A 16,548-nucleotide genomic window follows, 5' to 3' on the forward strand; every position below is an offset into this window, starting at 1 on the left:
GGCATTGCTGGTTAGCGATTCCTTACCGCGGCCCGCCGGTGTCAAAAATCCCGACAGACAGGCGGCAAGCGCGGTTCGTCTTGTTCAGCCAGCGTTCAGCCCATTGACTACATTTGTAGTCGTGTCACGGTCGACGAAGCCAATGGGAGGGGTCCGCATGGCAGAACGAGCAAGCGAGTCAGAGATGCAGGTGCTGTCGGCGCTGTGGGACGAAGCCCCGCAGACCGCGGCCGATCTTGCGGCACGCGTCGGGGCCGCAAATGGCTGGACGCAGGCGACGGTCAAGACGCTGCTCGCGCGGCTGGTCCACAAGGGCGCGGTGACCGCCGAGGCCGATGGCCGTCGCTATCGCTATCGCCCCGCGATCGGGCGCGCCGAGGCGGTCGGCGAGGAATCGCAGCGCTTCGTCGACCGGCTGTTCGGCGGCCGCGTCAGCCCGCTGATCGCGCATCTTGCCGCCCGCGAGGCGTTGAGTGATGCCGACATCGCCGAGATCGAGGCGCTTTTGAAAAGGCTCAAGTCGTGAGCGGCGCGCTGCTGATCGAAGCGTGGAGCGACACGCTGCTCGCCACCGCGCTGCTCGTCGTCGCGGTGCTGCTGGTCCGCAAGCCCTTCGCCCGCCATTTCGGCGCGCGGTTGACCTATGGCCTGTGGGCGATTCCCGCGCTGCGGCTCGTGCTGCCGCCGCTCCCCTTTGCCGACCCGGTGGCCGCGCCCGTCGCGGTGCCGGTCGAGGCGGGGACGACGCTGGCGCTGCCCCTCGATGTCGCCGCGACGACCGACGCTGTGGCGCCTGTCTGGACATTGGCCGATGTCCTGCCGTGGCTTGTCGTGCCGTGGGCAGCGGGCATGATCGCGGTGATTGGCGCGGCAGTGCTGGCGCATCTGCGCTTTCGCGCCGCGGTGCTGAAGGATGCGGTCGAGCTCGAACCCGTCGGGTCGATCCGGCTGGTGATGACCGATGCGGTCGATGGGCCGGTGGCGTTCGGGCTGTTGCAGCGCGTCGTCGCGGTGCCGCAGGATTTCTTTGCCCGCTATGCCGCCGAAGAGCGGGCGCTCGCGGTCGATCACGAGCTGTCGCATCACCGCCATGGCGATCTGTGGGCCAATGCCGCCGCGCTGGTGCTGCTTGCGTCGCAATGGTTCAATCCTTTTGCCTGGCGTGCGATCCGCGCCTTTCAGTTCGACCAGGAGGCGGCGTGCGATGCGCGCGTGCTGACGATGACGGACGATGCGGGGCGGCACGACCGCGCGGCCAATTATGCGACCGCGATCGTCAAGGCCGCGGTCGGCCCGCGGCTGGCGCTGGCGGCGCCCATGGCGGTTCACGACAATTTGCAGGAGAGGCTGACGATGTTGACGAAGCGGGATATTTCAAAGCGGCGCGGCGTCGCCGGCCGGTTGCTGATCGGCGGCGCGGCGCTGGCGGTGCTTGGCGCGACGGCGACGCTGGTTCCGTCAGGCATCGCCGCGGCGACGACACCGCCAGGCGATATTCCGGCGCCGCCCGCTCCCCCGGCTGCGTCCGATGCGCCGTCGGCGCCCGAAGCGCCGGCCGTGCCTGACGTGATGGTCTTTACCGGTATCGATGAGGATGTGCACGAAACGGTGTCGACATCCGACGACGGCAAGCGACGCGAGGTGCGCCGCATCGTGATCCGCCATGACGATGACCGGGACGGCAAGGCGGCCGATGCGCCCGCCGATCGCAAGACCAGGGCGCAGCGGTTCGAGATCCGCATGCCGGGCAGCCTGTCGCGCGAAGATGTTCTGGCGACGCTGAAGGAGCAGGGCATCACCGGTGCGCGCGCCGAAGCGATCGCCGACAAGCTGGAAGCGAAGCGCAAGGAACGGCTCCACGCCGCGCTGGCGCCGATGCCTCCGATGCCTCCGATGCCTCCGGTCCCGCCGATTTCCTGGTCGGGTGACGGCAAGGCGATGATGCTTGGCAGGTGCCGTGATGGCAGCAAGGCCGCGCCGGTCGTCGACCGCAAGAGCAGCGAGGGCGGCACGCGCAACCATGTCGTCGTGCTGGGATGCGGCGAATCTGCCGAAGTCCGGGCGTTGCGCGTGTCGGCGCTGAAAAAGGCTCGCGAGGCGTTCGCCCAGGGCGAGCAGGCGCGCGGACTGTCGGACGAGCTGCGCGCCAAGGTGGCCGCCGACATCGACAAGGCGATCGCCGAAATCGAGAAATCCGGCGAATAGCGCCGGACCTGCTTCGACGCCGATCCTTGCTCCCCGGTGGGGTCGGCGACGGGGGCGGGGAAAGGGGGCGGCCGGTGCCGCTCCCTTTTTCATGCCGACAGCACGGGCGGGACGGCGGTTTCGGGGCGGGGAGCAGTCGTGGCGGCCGTTCCAGTCCCCCTGAAGGGCAGGGGCTTTCATTTGGTCATGGCCGCTTTGGGTCGAATGCTGCCATGATGTGAAATCATCGCCGCTGCCCCTTTCGTTCCTTCCGCTGCGATGCCACATTGAAGGCATGAGCCGAGAGAAACCCTGGCCCGACAGCATCCGCGCCGGCGAGTGCGAGCAGCACGAGCCGCTGGTGCGCCGCGTGCTCGCGCCCAACCCGTCGCCCTATACCTTCACCGGAACGCAGACGTGGATCGTCGGGGCGGGGCGCGACGTCGCCGTGATCGACCCCGGCCCGACGGGCAGCGGGATGAGCGTCGGCGATCCGCCCGACGCCAATGGCCAGGGGCATGTCGATGCGATCCTGCGTGCCGTCGAGGGCCAGCGCGTCGTGGCGATCCTGTGCACCCACACCCACCGCGATCATTCGCCCGCCGCGGCGCCGCTGAAGGCCGCGACCGGCGCGCCGATCGTCGGCTGCGCGCCGCTCGCGCTGACCGACGACGGGCCGCGCGCCGATTCGGCGTTCGACCCCGATTATGCGCCCGATCGCGTGCTGATGGACGGCGAACGGATCGCGGGCGACGGCTGGACTATCGAGGCGGTCGCGACGCCGGGGCACACGTCGAATCATCTCTGTTTCGCGCTGGTCGAAACCGGCGCGCTGTTCACCGGCGATCATGTCATGGCCTGGTCGACCAGCGTGGTGAGCCCGCCCGACGGCGACATGGCGGCCTATATGGCGAGCCTGTCAAAGCTTTATGAGCGAGACGACCGCGTCTATTATCCCGCGCACGGCCCCGCGGTGACCAAACCCAAACAGCTTGTCCGCGGGATGCTTGGCCACCGCAAGCAGCGCGAACGGCAGATATTGCGGGAACTCGAAAGGGGCACGCGCGTGATCCCCGACATGGTGAAACATATGTACAAGGGGCTGGACCCGCGGCTGACCGGCGCCGCCGGCCGTTCGGTGCTCGCGCACCTCATCGACCTCGAGGCACGCGGCCGCGTCGTGCGCGAGGACGAGTGCTGGAGGCTGGTCGCATGAGCCGGGGATTGTTCCGCGCCGCGATCGTCGTGGTGCTGGCGCTCGCGCTCTTCTTCGGCTGGCGCGCGTGGACCGAGTGGCGGCGCGGTTACGATCCGCAGACGGTCGTTGCCGCCAGCCTGGAGGGGCTGAAGGAGCAGAATGTCCTTGTTCCCTTTACCGCGCGCTATGTCGCGGTGGTGACGTCGACGCAGAGCCGGCTGGGGCTGAGCGCGAAAAAGACGCTCATCATGCCGGGGACGGTGCGCTACGAACTCGATCTCGGCCGCCTGGAACAGTCCGACCTTGAATGGGACGGTGCGACCAATGCGCTGACCGTGACGCTGCCGGCGCTGCGGCTTGCCGGGCCTGAAATCGACATCGACGCGATCAGCGAATATCGCGACGGCGAAATCCTGCTGACCCTGACCGATGCCGAGGCCTCGCTCGACGCCGCGAATCGCAAGGCGGCGCAGGAGGAACTGATCCGGCAGGCACGCGGCGCAACGCCGATGCGCCTTGCCGAAGGCGCGGCGCGCGCCGCGATCGAGCAAAGCTTTGCCATGCCATTGAAGGCCGCGGGTATCGACGCCACGGTGACGGCGCGTTTCGAGTAGGAACTAACGGGTCCTGACCCTAGCTTTTGCGGAACAACGCCTCGGCCGCAGCTTTCTGGCTCGTCGCGGCGCGACGGTGAGCGCGGACGCGTTCGATTTCGGTTTCCAGCGTAGCGATGCGCGCGTCCAGCTCGTCCAGCGACAGCGGATCGAGCGGCTGGCGAATGAGCGCGGCCAATATATCGTCGCGGCGGCGCGGAAGCTCGTCGTCGTCCATGGCCATCCTCCTGAAATGATGCGCGACTGTTGACCCGTGTCGCCGCACTGTCAATAAGGCGCGTCAGGGGGTAGGGAACCGGGCCAGTGGGGGAATAAAGCGTGACCATCCTGCCAGCAGAAATGACCGCCGTTGCCATCAGTGCGCCGGGGGGGCCGGAAATGTTGCAGCCCGCGACGCGGCCGGTGCCGCAGCCCGGCGCGGGAGAGGTGCTGATCCGCGTCGCCGCTGCGGGGGTCAACCGCCCCGATGTGCTGCAGCGCATGGGCTTTTACCCGCCGCCGCCGGGCGCGTCGGACCTGCCGGGGCTGGAGGTTGCGGGCACGGTGGTTGCCGTCGGACCGGGGAGCGATCCCGAAATGCTGGGTCAGGCGGTGTGCGCGCTCGTGGCGGGCGGGGGCTATGCCGAGTTCTGCGTCGCGCCGACCGGAAGCTGTCTGCCGGTGCCACGGGGCTTTTCGATGGCCGAGGCCGCGGCGCTGCCCGAAACCGTCTTTACGGTGTGGCACAATCTGTTCGAGCGCGGCTATGTGCGGGAGGGTGAAACGGTACTGGTCCATGGCGGCACCAGCGGTATCGGCACGACCGCTATCGGCCTTTGCAACCTGTTCGGCGTCGAGGTGATCGTCACCTGCGGCAGCGCGGAAAAATGTGCGGCGGCGCGGGCCCTGGGCGCAACCCATGCGGTCGATTATTCCAGCGAGGATTATGTCGAGGCCGTCAAGACCGTTACCGGCGGGGCGGGGGTTCACGCCGTGCTCGACATGGTCGGCGGCGATTATGTGCCGCGCAACCTCGACTGCCTTGCCGACGACGGGCGCCATATATCCATCGCCTTTCAGCGCGGCGCCAGGGTCGAGATCGACATTTCGCAGGTGATGCGCCGCCGCCTGACGCTGACCGGATCGACGCTGCGCGCGCGCAGCGCGGAGTTCAAGGCGCTGCTCGCCGACGAGATCGGCCGCACACTGTGGCCGCGCCTTGCCGAAGGCGCGTGGAAGCCGGCAATGGACCAGAGCTTCCCGCTGACCGACGCAGCCGCCGCGCACGCGCGGATGCAGGCGGGCGCGCATGTCGGCAAGATCGTGCTTACGGTTTAGGATCAGGGGCCCAATCGGGCACGCCCGCCTGTGCAAGCGCAGGGCAGCCCCTGCCGCCCGCGGCGGGCCGTTTGCGACTGGCTGCGCGAGGACGTCGTTTGGCGCGCCATCGGCCTGAGCTTGCGCGCAACGCGAATAAGGTCTAAACCTCCGCCCGACGGCCGCCCCGCGAGGGGCGGCCCTTATTATTTCCGCTTGGAGAGTTTCCGTCATGGCCAATGCCAATCCGACCCCGCTGATGCCGCATGCGACCGCCGCCTGGCTGGTCGACAACACCGGGCTGACTTTCGGCCAGATTGCCGAATTTTGCGGCATTCACATCCTGGAAGTGCAGGCGATCGCCGACGAGACCGCGGCGACCAAATATACCGGCCGCGATCCCGTGCGCGCGCACGAGCTGTCGATGGAAGAAATCGAAAAAGGGCAGAAAGACCCCAGTTACAAGCTCAAGATGAGCGCGCAGGCGCAGGACGTGATTCGCCGCACGCGCGGGCCGCGCTACACGCCGGTCAGCAAGCGGCAGGACAAGCCCGACGGCATCGCCTGGATCCTGAAGAACCATCCCGAAGTGTCCGACGGCGCGATCAGCAAGCTCATTGGCACGACGCGCAACACGATCGGCGCGATCCGCGACCGCAGCCACTGGAACAGCGCGAACATCGTGCCGAAAGATCCGGTGACGCTGGGCCTTTGCTCGCAGCGCGAACTCGACGCCGTCGTCGCCAAGGCCGCGAAGAAGGCGGGTATCAAGGCGCCCGAGGACAGCCGCCTCGAAGGTGACCGCGAAGCGCTGCTAGAAGAATTGCGCGCCGAACGCACCGCGGCGAATGAAGCGCGCGCTGCCGAAGTGGCGCAAACCGACGCCGACGACGAAGGCTGAGGCATGGCGGGGGCGGACGAGGACAATATCCCGGCGGCCACCGGCTCGCCGGACGCCTCGCTGACCCAGGACGACAGCTTTACCGCAACGAGCCATGCGGGCCTGACCTATCCGTGGGGCAAGGCCGCGCCGGGCACGGGCGAGACGATCCGCATCGCCAACGGGATCAGCTGGGCGCGCATCCCGATGCCGGGATCGCTCGGCCATATCAACAGCTGGCTGCTCGACGACCATGACGGCGTGGCGGTGGTCGATACCGGCATCTGCCTGACTATGTGCTCGGACGCGTGGAAGGCGCTCTATGCGGGCGCGCTCAAGGATCGGCGCATCACGCGCGTCATCGGCACGCATCTGCACCCCGACCATATCGGCCTGGCCGGCTGGATCGCCAAGAAGCAGGGCGTGAAGCTGTGGATGACGCGTGGCGAAATGCTCACCGCGCGGGCGATCGTTGCCGATTCGGCCGACAGTGCGCCCGAAGAGGCGCTGGCACAGTCGCGCGCCGCGGGCTGGGACGCAGCGGCGATCGAGGCGCAGCGCGGGCGCGGCTGGAACATGTTCCAGCGGATGATCTTCACCCTGCCGCGATCCTATGTGCGGATCGCGGACGGCGACCTTCTGGACATGGGGGCGCATCGCTGGCGGGTCGTCACGGGGTCGGGGCACAGCCCCGAACATGCGTGCCTGTGGAACGAGACCGAAGGCGTGCTGATCTCGGGCGACCAGGTGTTGCCGCGGATCAGTTCGAACGTGTCGGTCAATATCACCGAACCCGACGCCGATCCCTTGGGCGAATGGCTGGCGTCGATCGACAAGCTGCTGCGCATCATTCCCGCCGACGTCACTGTCTGTCCCGCGCATGGCGAGCCTTTCAAGGGGTTGCACGTCCGGCTGATGGCGCTGCGCGACGAACATCGGATGCGGCTCTATAATCTAGCCGAAGCGGCGGCGAAGGCGCCGATGCGCGCGGTCGACACCTTTCCGCTGCTATTCAATCGCCCGATCGGCGAGCATAATCGCGGCCTGGCGACCGGCGAGGCGCTCGCGCATCTCAAGCGGCTCGAGGTCGAGGGGCGGGTGAAGCGCGAGGATCGCGGCGGCGTGTGGTGGTATCACGGCGTGGCGTGAAACCGCTCAGGCGGCGTCGTGGAAAATCACGCCCAGCGCGTGCCGCCGTCCGGAACGGATTTCGCTGACCCCGTGGCGCATCGCGACGCGGTAATCGCCGCGCGACCCGCGCACCGGACGGACATGGACCGCAAAGATCACGGCGTCGCCCTTCGCCAGCGGGACGACGACGGCGCGCGACTGCATCCGCGGCCGCGTTTCGGCGAGAATGAACTCGCCGCCGGTGAACTCCCCGCCCGGAGCCGACAGCAGCACCGCCACCTGCACGGGAAACACATGCTCGCCATATAAATCCTGGTGCAGGCAATTATAGTCGCCGGCGCCATAGCGCAGCAGCAGCGGCGTCGGCCGTCGCTGCCCCGCCGCGTGGCAGCGCGCGCGGAAATCGGCGTGGTCGGCGGGAAAGCGCGCGGGCAGCCCCATCCGTTCGTGCCAGCGGTTCGCGAGCGGCGCGAGCTGTGCATAGAGGCGGCGGCGCAGCGCGGCGACGAGCGGTGGCAGCGGATAGGCGAAATAACGATATTCGCCGCGGCCAAACCCGTGGCGCACCATCTGGATGTGGCTGCGGAAGAGGGGCGGCGTGTCATAGCTGGCGGCGAGTGCGTCGCACTCGGCGTCGCCGAGCAGTCCCGGCAGCATCGCCCATCCGGCGCCGTCGAGCGCGGTTGCCGCGGCGTCCCAGTCGATCGCCGCGACGCGGGCGGCGATGTCGGTTTCGATTGCACTCGTCATTCGCGTGCCGTGGCTTGTGCGCGGCGACGATGCGCCCCGTTTCTTGCGGTCAAAACCGCCGCCGGATCAATCGCCGCGCCGCATGATCCAGCTGAACGCCATGGCGTTGAACAGCGTGTATAGGCCATAGAGGATCGCGGCGGTGACGGCGCTGCGCGTCGCGATCGCCAGCGCACCGACGAGCAGCAGAAACTCAAACACATAGGTTGCGTGCGGTCCGACCTTGTCGGCGAGCGGACGGACCATCTGCTGCACCAGCGGATCGTCGCATTCCATGAAGGCGCGGTGCATAGCGAAATTGCCGACCCCGGCGCAGAAAATGGCGATGATGGCAATCAGCATAGGATTGCAGATGGGGTGTCGGGGGTGGAAATGCCAGCGGATTTCGGCCTATGAACGGCGTGGTGCAGGCGTGCCGATCCGCCTGTCGCTCGAAACGCCACCTCTCTCCCCGGCGAAGGGCCTGTTGGATGACCTTATTTTCGCGCCACGCCGCCATCGTCCTGCTCGTCGCGGGCGCTGCCACGCCAGCCCTTGCCGCCCCCGCCGCGCCGACTGTCTCGCCGCTGATCGTTCCGGCGATGGTTCCTTCGTTGCTGTCCGAAACCACCCCGCTGCCGCTGCCCGACCCGGTGCGCGCGATGATCGCGGCCGCGATCGACAGCGGGCAAAAACGCGACATCGACACCGTCGTGTCGCTGGCGAAGGCAACCAATCCGCGCTCGATCGGCGACATCGACGCGATGATCGCGGCGGCGAAGGCCGTGCGCGAGGGCGGCGAACAAGCCGACCCGGTCGGCCAGATGCTCGCCGCGGCGATGGCGAGCAAGAAGGATGCCGATGTCGAGGCGGTGGGCAAGCTCGCCAGGACGACGCTGCCCGATCAGGCCGCGGCGATTGACGCGCTGCTTGCCCAATATCGCGCCGATCGCGCGGCGGAGAAGGCAGCCGAAGCCGCGGCGGCGCGGGCGAAGCTCGCGCAGGCGAAATTCTGGCAGAACTGGAAGGGCGAGGGGCAAATCGGCGCCTCCTACAGCACGGGCAACACCAAATCATCGGGGCTCAGCCTGGGCATTGCCCTGACGCGCAAGGGGCTGCACTGGGACCAGCGGTTTCGCGCGCAGGCCGATTATCAGCGGACGAACGGTCGCACGTCGGTCGAACGCTATCTGGTCGAATATGAACCGCAGATCGAGGTCAGCGAGAGCGCCTTCGCTTATGGCCTCGGCCGCTGGGAACGCGACCGCATCCTGGGGTTCGGCGCGCGCTGGAACGCCTCGGCCGGGCTGGGCTACAAATTGATCGCCGACAAGAAAATGGCGCTGAGCGTCAAGGCGGGGCCGGCGTGGCGCGACACTGATTATATTCCCGGCCGCGGTATCGACGACAGCGAACTCACCGGGCTTGCGGGGCTCGATTTCGGCTGGCAAGTGTCGCCGACCTTGCGCCTGACGCAGCTTGCCTCGACGATCGTCGGAGGGCGCAATACCTCGACGAGCGCGCTGACCGCGCTCAACGCCAAGCTGACCGGCGCCTTGTCGGCACGCTTTTCCTATTCGGCCGAAATCGACAGCGACCCGCCGCCGGGGGTCGAAACGGTCGACACGATGACGCGCTTCACCCTGGTTTACGGGTTTTAGCGCGGCGCGCGTTTGATCAGAGCCATTTGCCCGTTCGTTTCCCGACTTCGCCCGACACGAATGGAATTGAAGCGTTGCCGATCTGGCGCACGGCGAGAAACCGGCGTTCGCCGGAACAAGGTTTTGGCGGGGGCTGTTATCGCATCCTGCTCAATCGAAGACCTCGGCGCCGCCGATCGTTTCGCCCTCGGCCAGCAGCCCGGCGCCGGGAACGTGGTTGAACTCGATACGGATGCCGTCGGGATCCTCGAAGAGGATCGAATAATAGCCGGGCGCCCATGGTTCCTCCTGCGGGCCGTGGACGATCCCGATGTCGGTCCGATCCTTCAAAAAGCTGTAGAGGCGGTCGACCGCATCGCGATCGCGCATACGGAAGCAGGCGTGGTGCAGCCCCGGCGCACCCTGGTCGAAGCGTTTGCCGACATTCTCCGCGCTGGGCGTGCGGATGCCGATCGCGGTGCGCCCGCCGACGCCGTAAAGCATCGCGTCGCTGTCGAGCACGATCTTGAGGTCGAGATAACGAATGAGGTCGCGCCAGAAGGCGGTCGAGCGCGCAAAGTCGCCTGCGGTCAGGATGACATGCGCGACGCCGTTGAGATCGTTCATTTTATCGCGGCCAGCACATAGAGGAATTCGGCGAAACCCATCGTCGCATCGACCAGCCCGGCGACCTTGGGATTGGTCGAATCGATCAGGAAATATTCGTCGGGGGCGTGCGCGCCCGACCCGTGTCCGATGCCGAAATGGGCGGCGGCGATCGACACCGGCGGCGCGGTAAAGGTCACGCCCGGCCAGCTGCCCGCCATGCGCGGGTTGAGGCTCGTCGCAACGCCGAGTCGCTTGTAGGTTGCGAGTTCAGAGCGGACGAGGCGGCTGTCCTCGGCGACTTCGGTGGGGTCATAGCCGCCCGAAACATTCATCTCGACATCGGTGAAGCCATGTTTGTCGAGATGCGCTCGCAGCTTCTGTTCGGCCTCCGCACGCGTCTGGTTGGGGACGAGGCGGAGGTCGAGCTTGGCGACGGCGCGGCCGGGCAGGATCGTCTTGCCGCCGGGGCCGGTATAGCCCGCGACCAGCCCCTCGATATTGACCGTCGGTTGCTGCGCCAGCCGGATCAGCGCGTCGTCATAGGTGAGGTTGTCGATCCAGTGGGTGACGCCGAGCGCCTGTTTCTGCGCGGCTTCGTCGCCGGCTTTGGCGGCCTCGCGGATCAGCGTTTTTTCGCGTGTCGTGAGCGGGCGGACATTTTCGAACCAGCCATCGATCGCGGGCGTATTGCCGTCCCTGGTCACCAGCGTTTGCAGCGCCTGCACCAGCCGCCATGCGGGGGAATCGACCATCGCCTTCAGGCTCGAATGCACATCCTTTTTCGGTCCACGGCCCCATTTTTCGCCGCTCGCGACCAGTTCGAGTTCGATGATGCCTTTGGAACCAAGATTGACCGTGACATGGCCGTTCTGACCCTGCGAGGCGAAGGGGATGAAGATGCCCTCGCATTTCCGGAGCGCGGCCAGAACATTGGGCTTGGTCGCGATCTGGCGAAAGTGCGGCGACCCGATCTCCTCCTCGCCTTCGCAGACGAGCACGATATTGACCGGCAGCTTGGCCTTTGCAGCGCGGATGGCGTGGAGCGCGGCGAGGAAGGCGGCCTCCGGTCCCTTCTGGTTCACCGCGCCGCGGCCCATGATCGCCCGGCCGAAACCGGGGCGGTCGACCATCTTGCCTTCGAGCGGCGGCGACGACCATTCGGACGCATCGAACTGCTTCACGTCATACATGAAATAAATGCCGAGCGTGCGCGGGGCGCCGACGTCGATCGTGCCGAACACGCCGGGATGGCCGTCGGTGGGGACGATCTCGACATTGGTGAAGCCCGCGTCGCGCGCGAGCTCCGCCATGAAAGCCGCACCTTCGGCCATGTTCAGATTTTCGGCGGCAATCGACGGCAGCGCGATCCAGTCGCGGATGCGCTGGATCGAGGCGGCCTTGCCCGCTTCAGCGGCCTTGCGGATCGCGGCCATGGGCCCATCGGCAGCGATTGTGGGTAAGGGCCGCATCAACGCGGCGCCGGCGCTGAGCATGGCGGCGCCGCGGATCAGCTCGCGGCGGTTCAGTCGGTCCAGCTCACGAATATCCATCATGCGTCCCCTGCTATGGCTGCGTTGCGGGGAGTGTTCTTTATATCGAACGACTTGGCAAGGCGGCACCGGCAATATCCCGGCCTTCGCCGGGGCGATGGGGAAGGGAATGTCAGGCCGCGTCGTTGAACGCGGAAATGCGGGCGGGACAGGCGATCGTCGTGAGGCATTGGTGTTCTCCCGAATCAAAGAGAACACCCCTTTAGTCAGATAACCGGACCCTGCTCCAAATAGTCAGATTAAGTCGCAGAGCGACTTCTCATCACACCCCCGCCAGCAATCCTTCGTCCCTGATCCGCTGTTGCCACAGCTTCGGCGCGTTGACGTGGACATTCTGGCCTTCGCTGTCGACCGCGACCGTCACCGGGAAATCGCGGACCTCGAACTCGTAGATCGCTTCCATGCCGAGGTCGGCGAAGCCGACGACCTTGCTGCCCTTGATCGCGCGCGCCACCAGATAGGCGGCGCCGCCGACCGCCATCAGATAGGCGCTTTTGTGCTTCGCGATCGATTGCGTCGCGGCGGGGCCGCGTTCGGCCTTGCCGACGCAGGCGAGCAGGCCTTGCCCCAGCATCATGTCCATGAACTTGTCCATGCGCGTCGCGGTCGTGGGACCCGCGGGGCCGACGATTTCTTCGCCCACCGGATCGACCGGGCCGACGTAATATATGACGCGGCCCTTGAACTCGACGGGCAGTTCCTCGCCCTTCGCCAGCATGTCGGCGATGCGCTTGTGCGCGGCGTCGCGGCCGGTGAGCATCTTGCCGTTGAGGAGCAAACGGTCGCCCTGTTTCCAGCTCGCAACAACTTCGGGGGTGAGATTGTCGAGGTCGACCCGGATCGCCGCCGTGTCGGGTTTCCAGTCGATTTGGGGATAGTCGGCGAGCACCGGGGGTTCGAGATAGGCGGGGCCGCTGCCGTCGAGCGTCACATGCGCATGTCTTGTTGCGGCGCAATTGGGGATCATCGCGACGGGTTTCGACGCGGCGTGCGTCGGCCAGTCGGCGATCTTGACGTCGAGCACGGTGGAAAGACCGCCCAGCCCCTGCGCGCCGATGCCAAGTGCATTGACCTTTTCATAAAGCTCGATGCGCAGTTCCTCGGTCGGATTGCTCGGCCCGCGCGCGAGCAGCTCGGTCATGTCGATCGGGTCCATCAGCGACTGTTTGGCAAGCAGCATCGCCTTTTCCGCCGTGCCGCCGATGCCGATGCCGAGCATCCCCGGCGGGCACCAGCCGGCGCCCATTTGCGGCACCATTTCGAGCACCCAGTCGACGATGCTGTCGCTGGGGTTCATCATCTTGAACTTCGACTTATTCTCGCTGCCGCCGCCTTTCGCCGCGACGTCGATCACGACCTTGGCGCCGGGGACCATTTCGACGTTGAGCACCGAGGGCGTGTTATCCCTGGTGTTGACGCGGCTGAACGCGGGGTCGGCCAGGATCGAGGCACGCAGTTTGTTGTCAGGGTGAAGATAGGCGCGGCGCACGCCTTCATCGACAACTTGCTGAAGGCTGCGCTGGCTGTCGAGGCGGCAGTCCATGCCCCATTTGATGAAGACGGTGACGATGCCGGTATCCTGGCAGATCGGGCGATGCCCTTCGGCGCACATGCGGCTGTTCGACAATATCTGTGCCATCGCGTCCTTCGCGGCGGGCGACACTTCGCGTTCATAGGCAGCGGCGAGCGCGCGAATATAGTCCATCGGATGAAAATAGCTGATGTACTGGAGCGCGTCGGCGATCGTTTCGATCAGATCGTCTTCGCGGATGATGACGGTGTTCATGTGCAGCCTTTCGCCCTTTTGACGGGATTCGGCGTCTCCCTAGACCCGGCGGGCCGCGACGCAAAGGGGTTTGGCGTGTGCGCAAAAGGCGAAATCCGGCGTAATGTGATGTTGTAACCTTGGTCATGTTATGCCATATCCCCTTCGATCATTGCCGTAACGGAGAATCGGGTGACCCAAGTCGCCAGCCCAGCCCCTGTCCTGACGCGCGTCGGCGCGCTGGTTCGGGCTGCGCGCGGGTCGCGGCCGTTGACGTCGCTGTCGGGCGATCAGCTGGCGATCGGATTGTCGGGGCTGTGCCTGGTCCACTGCCTTGCGACGACGATCTTCTTCGCGTCGATCGCATCGGTCGGCGGCGTGTTCCTCGACAATCATCTGTTCCACGAAATCGGGCTGATCGTCGCGATCGGCTTTGCGCTCATCACGCTCGTCGCGGGGGTGCTCAGCCACGGTTATATGATGCCCTTCGCGGTCGGCAGCTTCGGGCTGGGCATGATGGCGGGCGCGCTGGCGCGGCCGCACGACGGCAGCGAAGTGATCGCGACGATGATCGGCGTCGCGGTGGTCGCGCTCGGCCACGACCTCAACCGCCGCGCGCGGGGCTGACCCGGCGCCAAAGCGGAGCGGTCCGACGCTTGCGGGCACCCCTTAAAGAGCATAGATTGTCCTGGTCGGCGCGGGATTTGCCGCGCGAGAGGAGCCGCCATGGGCCAGCATGACCATCCGCACGTCGAAGCCAGCGGCGCCTCGCTCGCCAAGGCGGCGCGGGCCGCGCTCGAAGGTGCGGGCGAGGCGTGGACCGATATGCGCGCCGAGATTTTCGGCGCGGTCGCGGCCATCGGCAAGCCCGCGAGCGCCTATGAGATCGCCGACATCGTTTCGCAGAAACGCGGAAAGCGCGTCGCGCCGAACAGCGTCTATCGCATTCTCGACCTGTTCGTGGCGAACAACCTCGTTCGCCGGGTCGAAAGCGCCAACGCCTTTGTCGCGAACAGCCACCCTGGATGCCTGCACGACTGCATCTTCCTGATCTGTGATTCGTGCGGGACGGCGGTGCATGTCGACGACGACAAGCTTTCCACCGGGGTGCGCGCCGCGGCCGAAAAAACCGGCTTTGCCGCCGAGCGTCCGGTGATCGAGGTGCGTGGCAAATGCGCCGAGTGCCAATAGGGTGAACCGCGCTGCATCAGCGGACGGTTGAATGCCGTTCGGGGGGCTTCAGCAATGGATCGAGGCCGAACGGGCGCGGCCGCCCGCGCCGACGCGCGCCTGGCACTGGACGCTGGGGTTCGGCCTTGCGGTGCTGGCGTTCGGGGCATGGCTGACGCAGATTTTTCCGCAGACCGGGCACGACATCGCGCCGGGCTATGGCGCGCCGGTGCTCGCCTTTGAATTTGCGGCGGGGCAGGCCGACCTCGAGGCGATTTTCGGCACCGAGACCGATCCGCAGCAGGTCGCGCGGCTCGCCGCGATGCGGACGGGCAATGAACGCGACTATCTTTACATGCTGCTGTATGCGGCTTTCCTCGGCAGCGGCTGCTTTGCCCTGTGGCGCGAGCTTCGGTTGCGCGCATTGCTCGCCGCGACCTTGCTCCCGCTCGCCGCGGCGCTGTGCGACGCCTATGAAAACTGGTTGCTTTTCGACATTCAGGCGGCCTTTACCGCGGGCGATTATTCGCCCGCGATGGCGACCCTGCCCTATCCGGTCGCGGCGAAGTTCGGCCTGCTCGCGCTCACCAATGTCGTGATCGGCGTCGCGGCGACGCAGTTCGGGCGCTGGTGGGCGCTGTTCGGGACGCTCGCGATCCTTGCCGCGATCCCGACCGCGATGGCGATCATCACCCCGGCGGCTTTTGCGTGGATGCTGATCCCCTCGGCGGCGGGGGGCTGGCTGTTGCTGCTTGCGCTCGCCCTGGCGGGAAGCTGGCGGGCGGTTGCACGCGGGCAGCCGCTGACCGGATGACGCTTGCCGGATGATTGGGGCGCTCGCAATTCGGCGCGACATCGCCTATATCGGCGGTCATGTATGACTATGTCTCGATAACCGCGGACGACGCGGCCGCCCCGGCGCGTGTGCGCGACGGCACGATCAAGCTCCACGATGAAGCGGGCTTTGCGGGGATGCGCAAGGCGGGGCGCTTGTCGGCTGAAATCCTCGACGCGCTCGTCCCCTTCGTCCAGCCGGGCGTGACCACCGCGGCGATCGACGACCTTGTCCGCACGATGATGATCGAGGGCGGGGGCATCCCCGCGACATTGGGCTATCGCGGCTTTACGCACAGCTGCTGCACCAGCATCAATCATGTCGTGTGCCACGGCATCCCCGACGACAAGCCGCTGCGCGAGGGCGACATCGTCAACATCGACGTCACCAGCATCGTCGACGGCTGGCACGGCGACACCAGCCGCATGTATCTGGTCGGCGAGGTGCCGATCAAGGCGCGGCGACTGGTCGAAGTCACCTATGAATGTCTGATGCTCGGCATCGAGCAGGCGAAGCCCGGCAACCGCATGGGCGACGTCGCGCACGCGATCCAGACGCATGCCGAGCGCCACCGCTATTCGGTGGTGCGCGACTTTTGCGGGCATGGGCTGGGCCAGATGTTCCACGATGCGCCCGAAGTCGTCCACGCCGGGCGTCCCGGCACCGGGCCGGAGCTTCGTCCCGGCATGTTCTTCACGATCGAACCGATGATCAACACCGGCAAATATGCGGTGAAGATGCTCAATGACGGCTGGACCGCGGTAACGCGCGACCGTTCGCTCTCGGCGCAGTTCGAACACAGCATCGGGATCACCGAAACGGGGTGCGAGATTTTTACCGCGAGCCCCAAGGGGCTGAACGCGCCCCCCTGGGGCTAAGCGAAGGCGGTTTCGCGCAGCGATCGCAGATCAGGCAGCGCTTTGTTCGCGCGGAAACGCGCAGGAACA

18 protein-coding genes are annotated in these 16,548 nt (G+C 66.6%); 12 read left to right on the forward strand and 6 right to left on the reverse strand.

The genetic code is table 11. The features are described from left to right. Nucleotides 1-157: 157 nt before the first annotated feature. The 4 genes from HUW43_RS15360 to HUW43_RS15375 all read left to right on the forward strand — a co-directional run bounded on the left by HUW43_RS15360 (nucleotide 158) and on the right by HUW43_RS15375 (nucleotide 3,996). On the forward strand, nucleotides 158-526 hold the full coding sequence (locus HUW43_RS15360; protein WP_188238213.1) for a BlaI/MecI/CopY family transcriptional regulator: 369 nt from the start codon (nucleotides 158-160) through the stop codon (nucleotides 524-526). Then, on the forward strand, nucleotides 523-2,205 hold the full coding sequence (locus HUW43_RS15365; protein ID WP_188238214.1) for a M56 family metallopeptidase: 1,683 nt from the start codon (nucleotides 523-525) through the stop codon (nucleotides 2,203-2,205). Before HUW43_RS15360 ends, HUW43_RS15365 begins: the two co-directional genes overlap by 4 nt. Nucleotides 2,206-2,479: 274 nt before the next feature. After that, the gene (locus tag HUW43_RS15370; protein WP_188238215.1) at nucleotides 2,480-3,400 is read left to right on the forward strand and encodes an MBL fold metallo-hydrolase; all 921 of its coding nucleotides are present in this window, start codon (nucleotides 2,480-2,482) and stop codon (nucleotides 3,398-3,400) included. After that, nucleotides 3,397-3,996 carry a DUF4230 domain-containing protein gene (locus tag HUW43_RS15375; RefSeq protein WP_188238216.1) on the forward strand — a complete coding sequence of 200 codons (600 nt, stop codon included), beginning with the start codon at nucleotides 3,397-3,399 and terminating at the stop codon, nucleotides 3,994-3,996. Before HUW43_RS15370 ends, HUW43_RS15375 begins: the two co-directional genes overlap by 4 nt. 19 nt (nucleotides 3,997-4,015) lie before the next feature. Here HUW43_RS15375 and HUW43_RS15380 read toward each other — a convergent pair whose 3' ends face one another. Beyond that, the gene (locus tag HUW43_RS15380; protein ID WP_188238217.1) at nucleotides 4,016-4,213 is read right to left on the reverse strand and encodes a DUF1192 domain-containing protein; all 198 of its coding nucleotides are present in this window, start codon (nucleotides 4,211-4,213) and stop codon (nucleotides 4,016-4,018) included. A 101-nt stretch (nucleotides 4,214-4,314) separates the two neighbouring features. Here HUW43_RS15380 and HUW43_RS15385 point away from each other — a divergent pair, with 101 nt between their 5' ends. From HUW43_RS15385 to HUW43_RS15395, 3 genes are all read left to right on the forward strand, one after another. Continuing rightward, nucleotides 4,315-5,313, forward strand: a complete 999-nt coding sequence (locus HUW43_RS15385; protein ID WP_317450879.1) for an NAD(P)H-quinone oxidoreductase — start codon at nucleotides 4,315-4,317, stop codon at nucleotides 5,311-5,313. A 211-nt stretch (nucleotides 5,314-5,524) separates the two neighbouring features. Continuing rightward, a complete protein-coding gene (locus HUW43_RS15390) occupies nucleotides 5,525-6,193 on the forward strand; it encodes a DUF1013 domain-containing protein (protein WP_223181577.1) in 669 nt (222 codons plus the stop codon). A 3-nt stretch (nucleotides 6,194-6,196) separates the two neighbouring features. Continuing rightward, the gene (locus HUW43_RS15395) at nucleotides 6,197-7,321 is read left to right on the forward strand and encodes an MBL fold metallo-hydrolase (protein WP_188238219.1); all 1,125 of its coding nucleotides are present in this window, start codon (nucleotides 6,197-6,199) and stop codon (nucleotides 7,319-7,321) included. Between the two features lie 6 nt (nucleotides 7,322-7,327). Here HUW43_RS15395 and HUW43_RS15400 read toward each other — a convergent pair whose 3' ends face one another. Both HUW43_RS15400 and HUW43_RS15405 read right to left on the reverse strand, forming a co-directional pair. After that, a complete protein-coding gene (locus tag HUW43_RS15400) occupies nucleotides 7,328-8,053 on the reverse strand; it encodes a 2OG-Fe(II) oxygenase (protein WP_188238220.1) in 726 nt (241 codons plus the stop codon). A 66-nt stretch (nucleotides 8,054-8,119) separates the two neighbouring features. After that, entirely contained in the window at nucleotides 8,120-8,395 is a 276-nt protein-coding gene (locus HUW43_RS15405) for a hypothetical protein (protein WP_188238221.1), read from the reverse strand. A gap of 128 nt (nucleotides 8,396-8,523) precedes the next feature. Between HUW43_RS15405 and HUW43_RS15410 the strand changes: the two genes are divergently transcribed. Continuing rightward, nucleotides 8,524-9,693, forward strand: a complete 1,170-nt coding sequence (locus HUW43_RS15410; protein WP_223181578.1) for a DUF481 domain-containing protein — start codon at nucleotides 8,524-8,526, stop codon at nucleotides 9,691-9,693. A gap of 150 nt (nucleotides 9,694-9,843) precedes the next feature. On the opposite strand, the gene HUW43_RS15415 is transcribed toward HUW43_RS15410, so the two are convergent. The 3 genes from HUW43_RS15415 to HUW43_RS15425 form a co-directional block, all read right to left on the reverse strand. Beyond that, the gene (locus tag HUW43_RS15415) at nucleotides 9,844-10,299 is read right to left on the reverse strand and encodes a VOC family protein (RefSeq protein ID WP_188238222.1); all 456 of its coding nucleotides are present in this window, start codon (nucleotides 10,297-10,299) and stop codon (nucleotides 9,844-9,846) included. Beyond that, nucleotides 10,296-11,834 (reverse strand): M20/M25/M40 family metallo-hydrolase, encoded by a 1,539-nt coding sequence (locus HUW43_RS15420; protein WP_411157952.1) that lies wholly within the window; start codon nucleotides 11,832-11,834, stop codon nucleotides 10,296-10,298. Before HUW43_RS15420 ends, HUW43_RS15415 begins: the two co-directional genes overlap by 4 nt. Before the next feature lie 259 nt (nucleotides 11,835-12,093). Further along, on the reverse strand, nucleotides 12,094-13,617 hold the full coding sequence (locus tag HUW43_RS15425; protein WP_188238223.1) for a fumarate hydratase: 1,524 nt from the start codon (nucleotides 13,615-13,617) through the stop codon (nucleotides 12,094-12,096). Between the two features lie 171 nt (nucleotides 13,618-13,788). On the opposite strand from HUW43_RS15425, the gene HUW43_RS15430 reads away from it, so the two are divergent. The 4 genes from HUW43_RS15430 to map all read left to right on the forward strand — a co-directional run bounded on the left by HUW43_RS15430 (nucleotide 13,789) and on the right by map (nucleotide 16,479). Then, the gene (locus HUW43_RS15430; protein ID WP_188238224.1) at nucleotides 13,789-14,223 is read left to right on the forward strand and encodes a MerC domain-containing protein; all 435 of its coding nucleotides are present in this window, start codon (nucleotides 13,789-13,791) and stop codon (nucleotides 14,221-14,223) included. A gap of 99 nt (nucleotides 14,224-14,322) precedes the next feature. Next, nucleotides 14,323-14,787, forward strand: coding sequence for a Fur family transcriptional regulator (locus tag HUW43_RS15435; RefSeq protein WP_188238225.1), 465 nt, complete (start codon nucleotides 14,323-14,325; stop codon nucleotides 14,785-14,787). A 31-nt stretch (nucleotides 14,788-14,818) separates the two neighbouring features. Then, the gene (locus tag HUW43_RS15440; protein WP_188238226.1) at nucleotides 14,819-15,580 is read left to right on the forward strand and encodes a hypothetical protein; all 762 of its coding nucleotides are present in this window, start codon (nucleotides 14,819-14,821) and stop codon (nucleotides 15,578-15,580) included. Nucleotides 15,581-15,639: 59 nt separating this feature from the next. Then, nucleotides 15,640-16,479 (forward strand): type I methionyl aminopeptidase, encoded by an 840-nt coding sequence (gene map, locus HUW43_RS15445; RefSeq protein WP_188238227.1) that lies wholly within the window; start codon nucleotides 15,640-15,642, stop codon nucleotides 16,477-16,479. The last annotated feature ends 69 nt before the right edge of the window (nucleotides 16,480-16,548 follow it).

This window comes from Sphingopyxis sp. LK2115, from assembly GCF_014595975.1.
Taxonomy (GTDB): Bacteria; Pseudomonadota; Alphaproteobacteria; order Sphingomonadales; family Sphingomonadaceae; genus Sphingopyxis.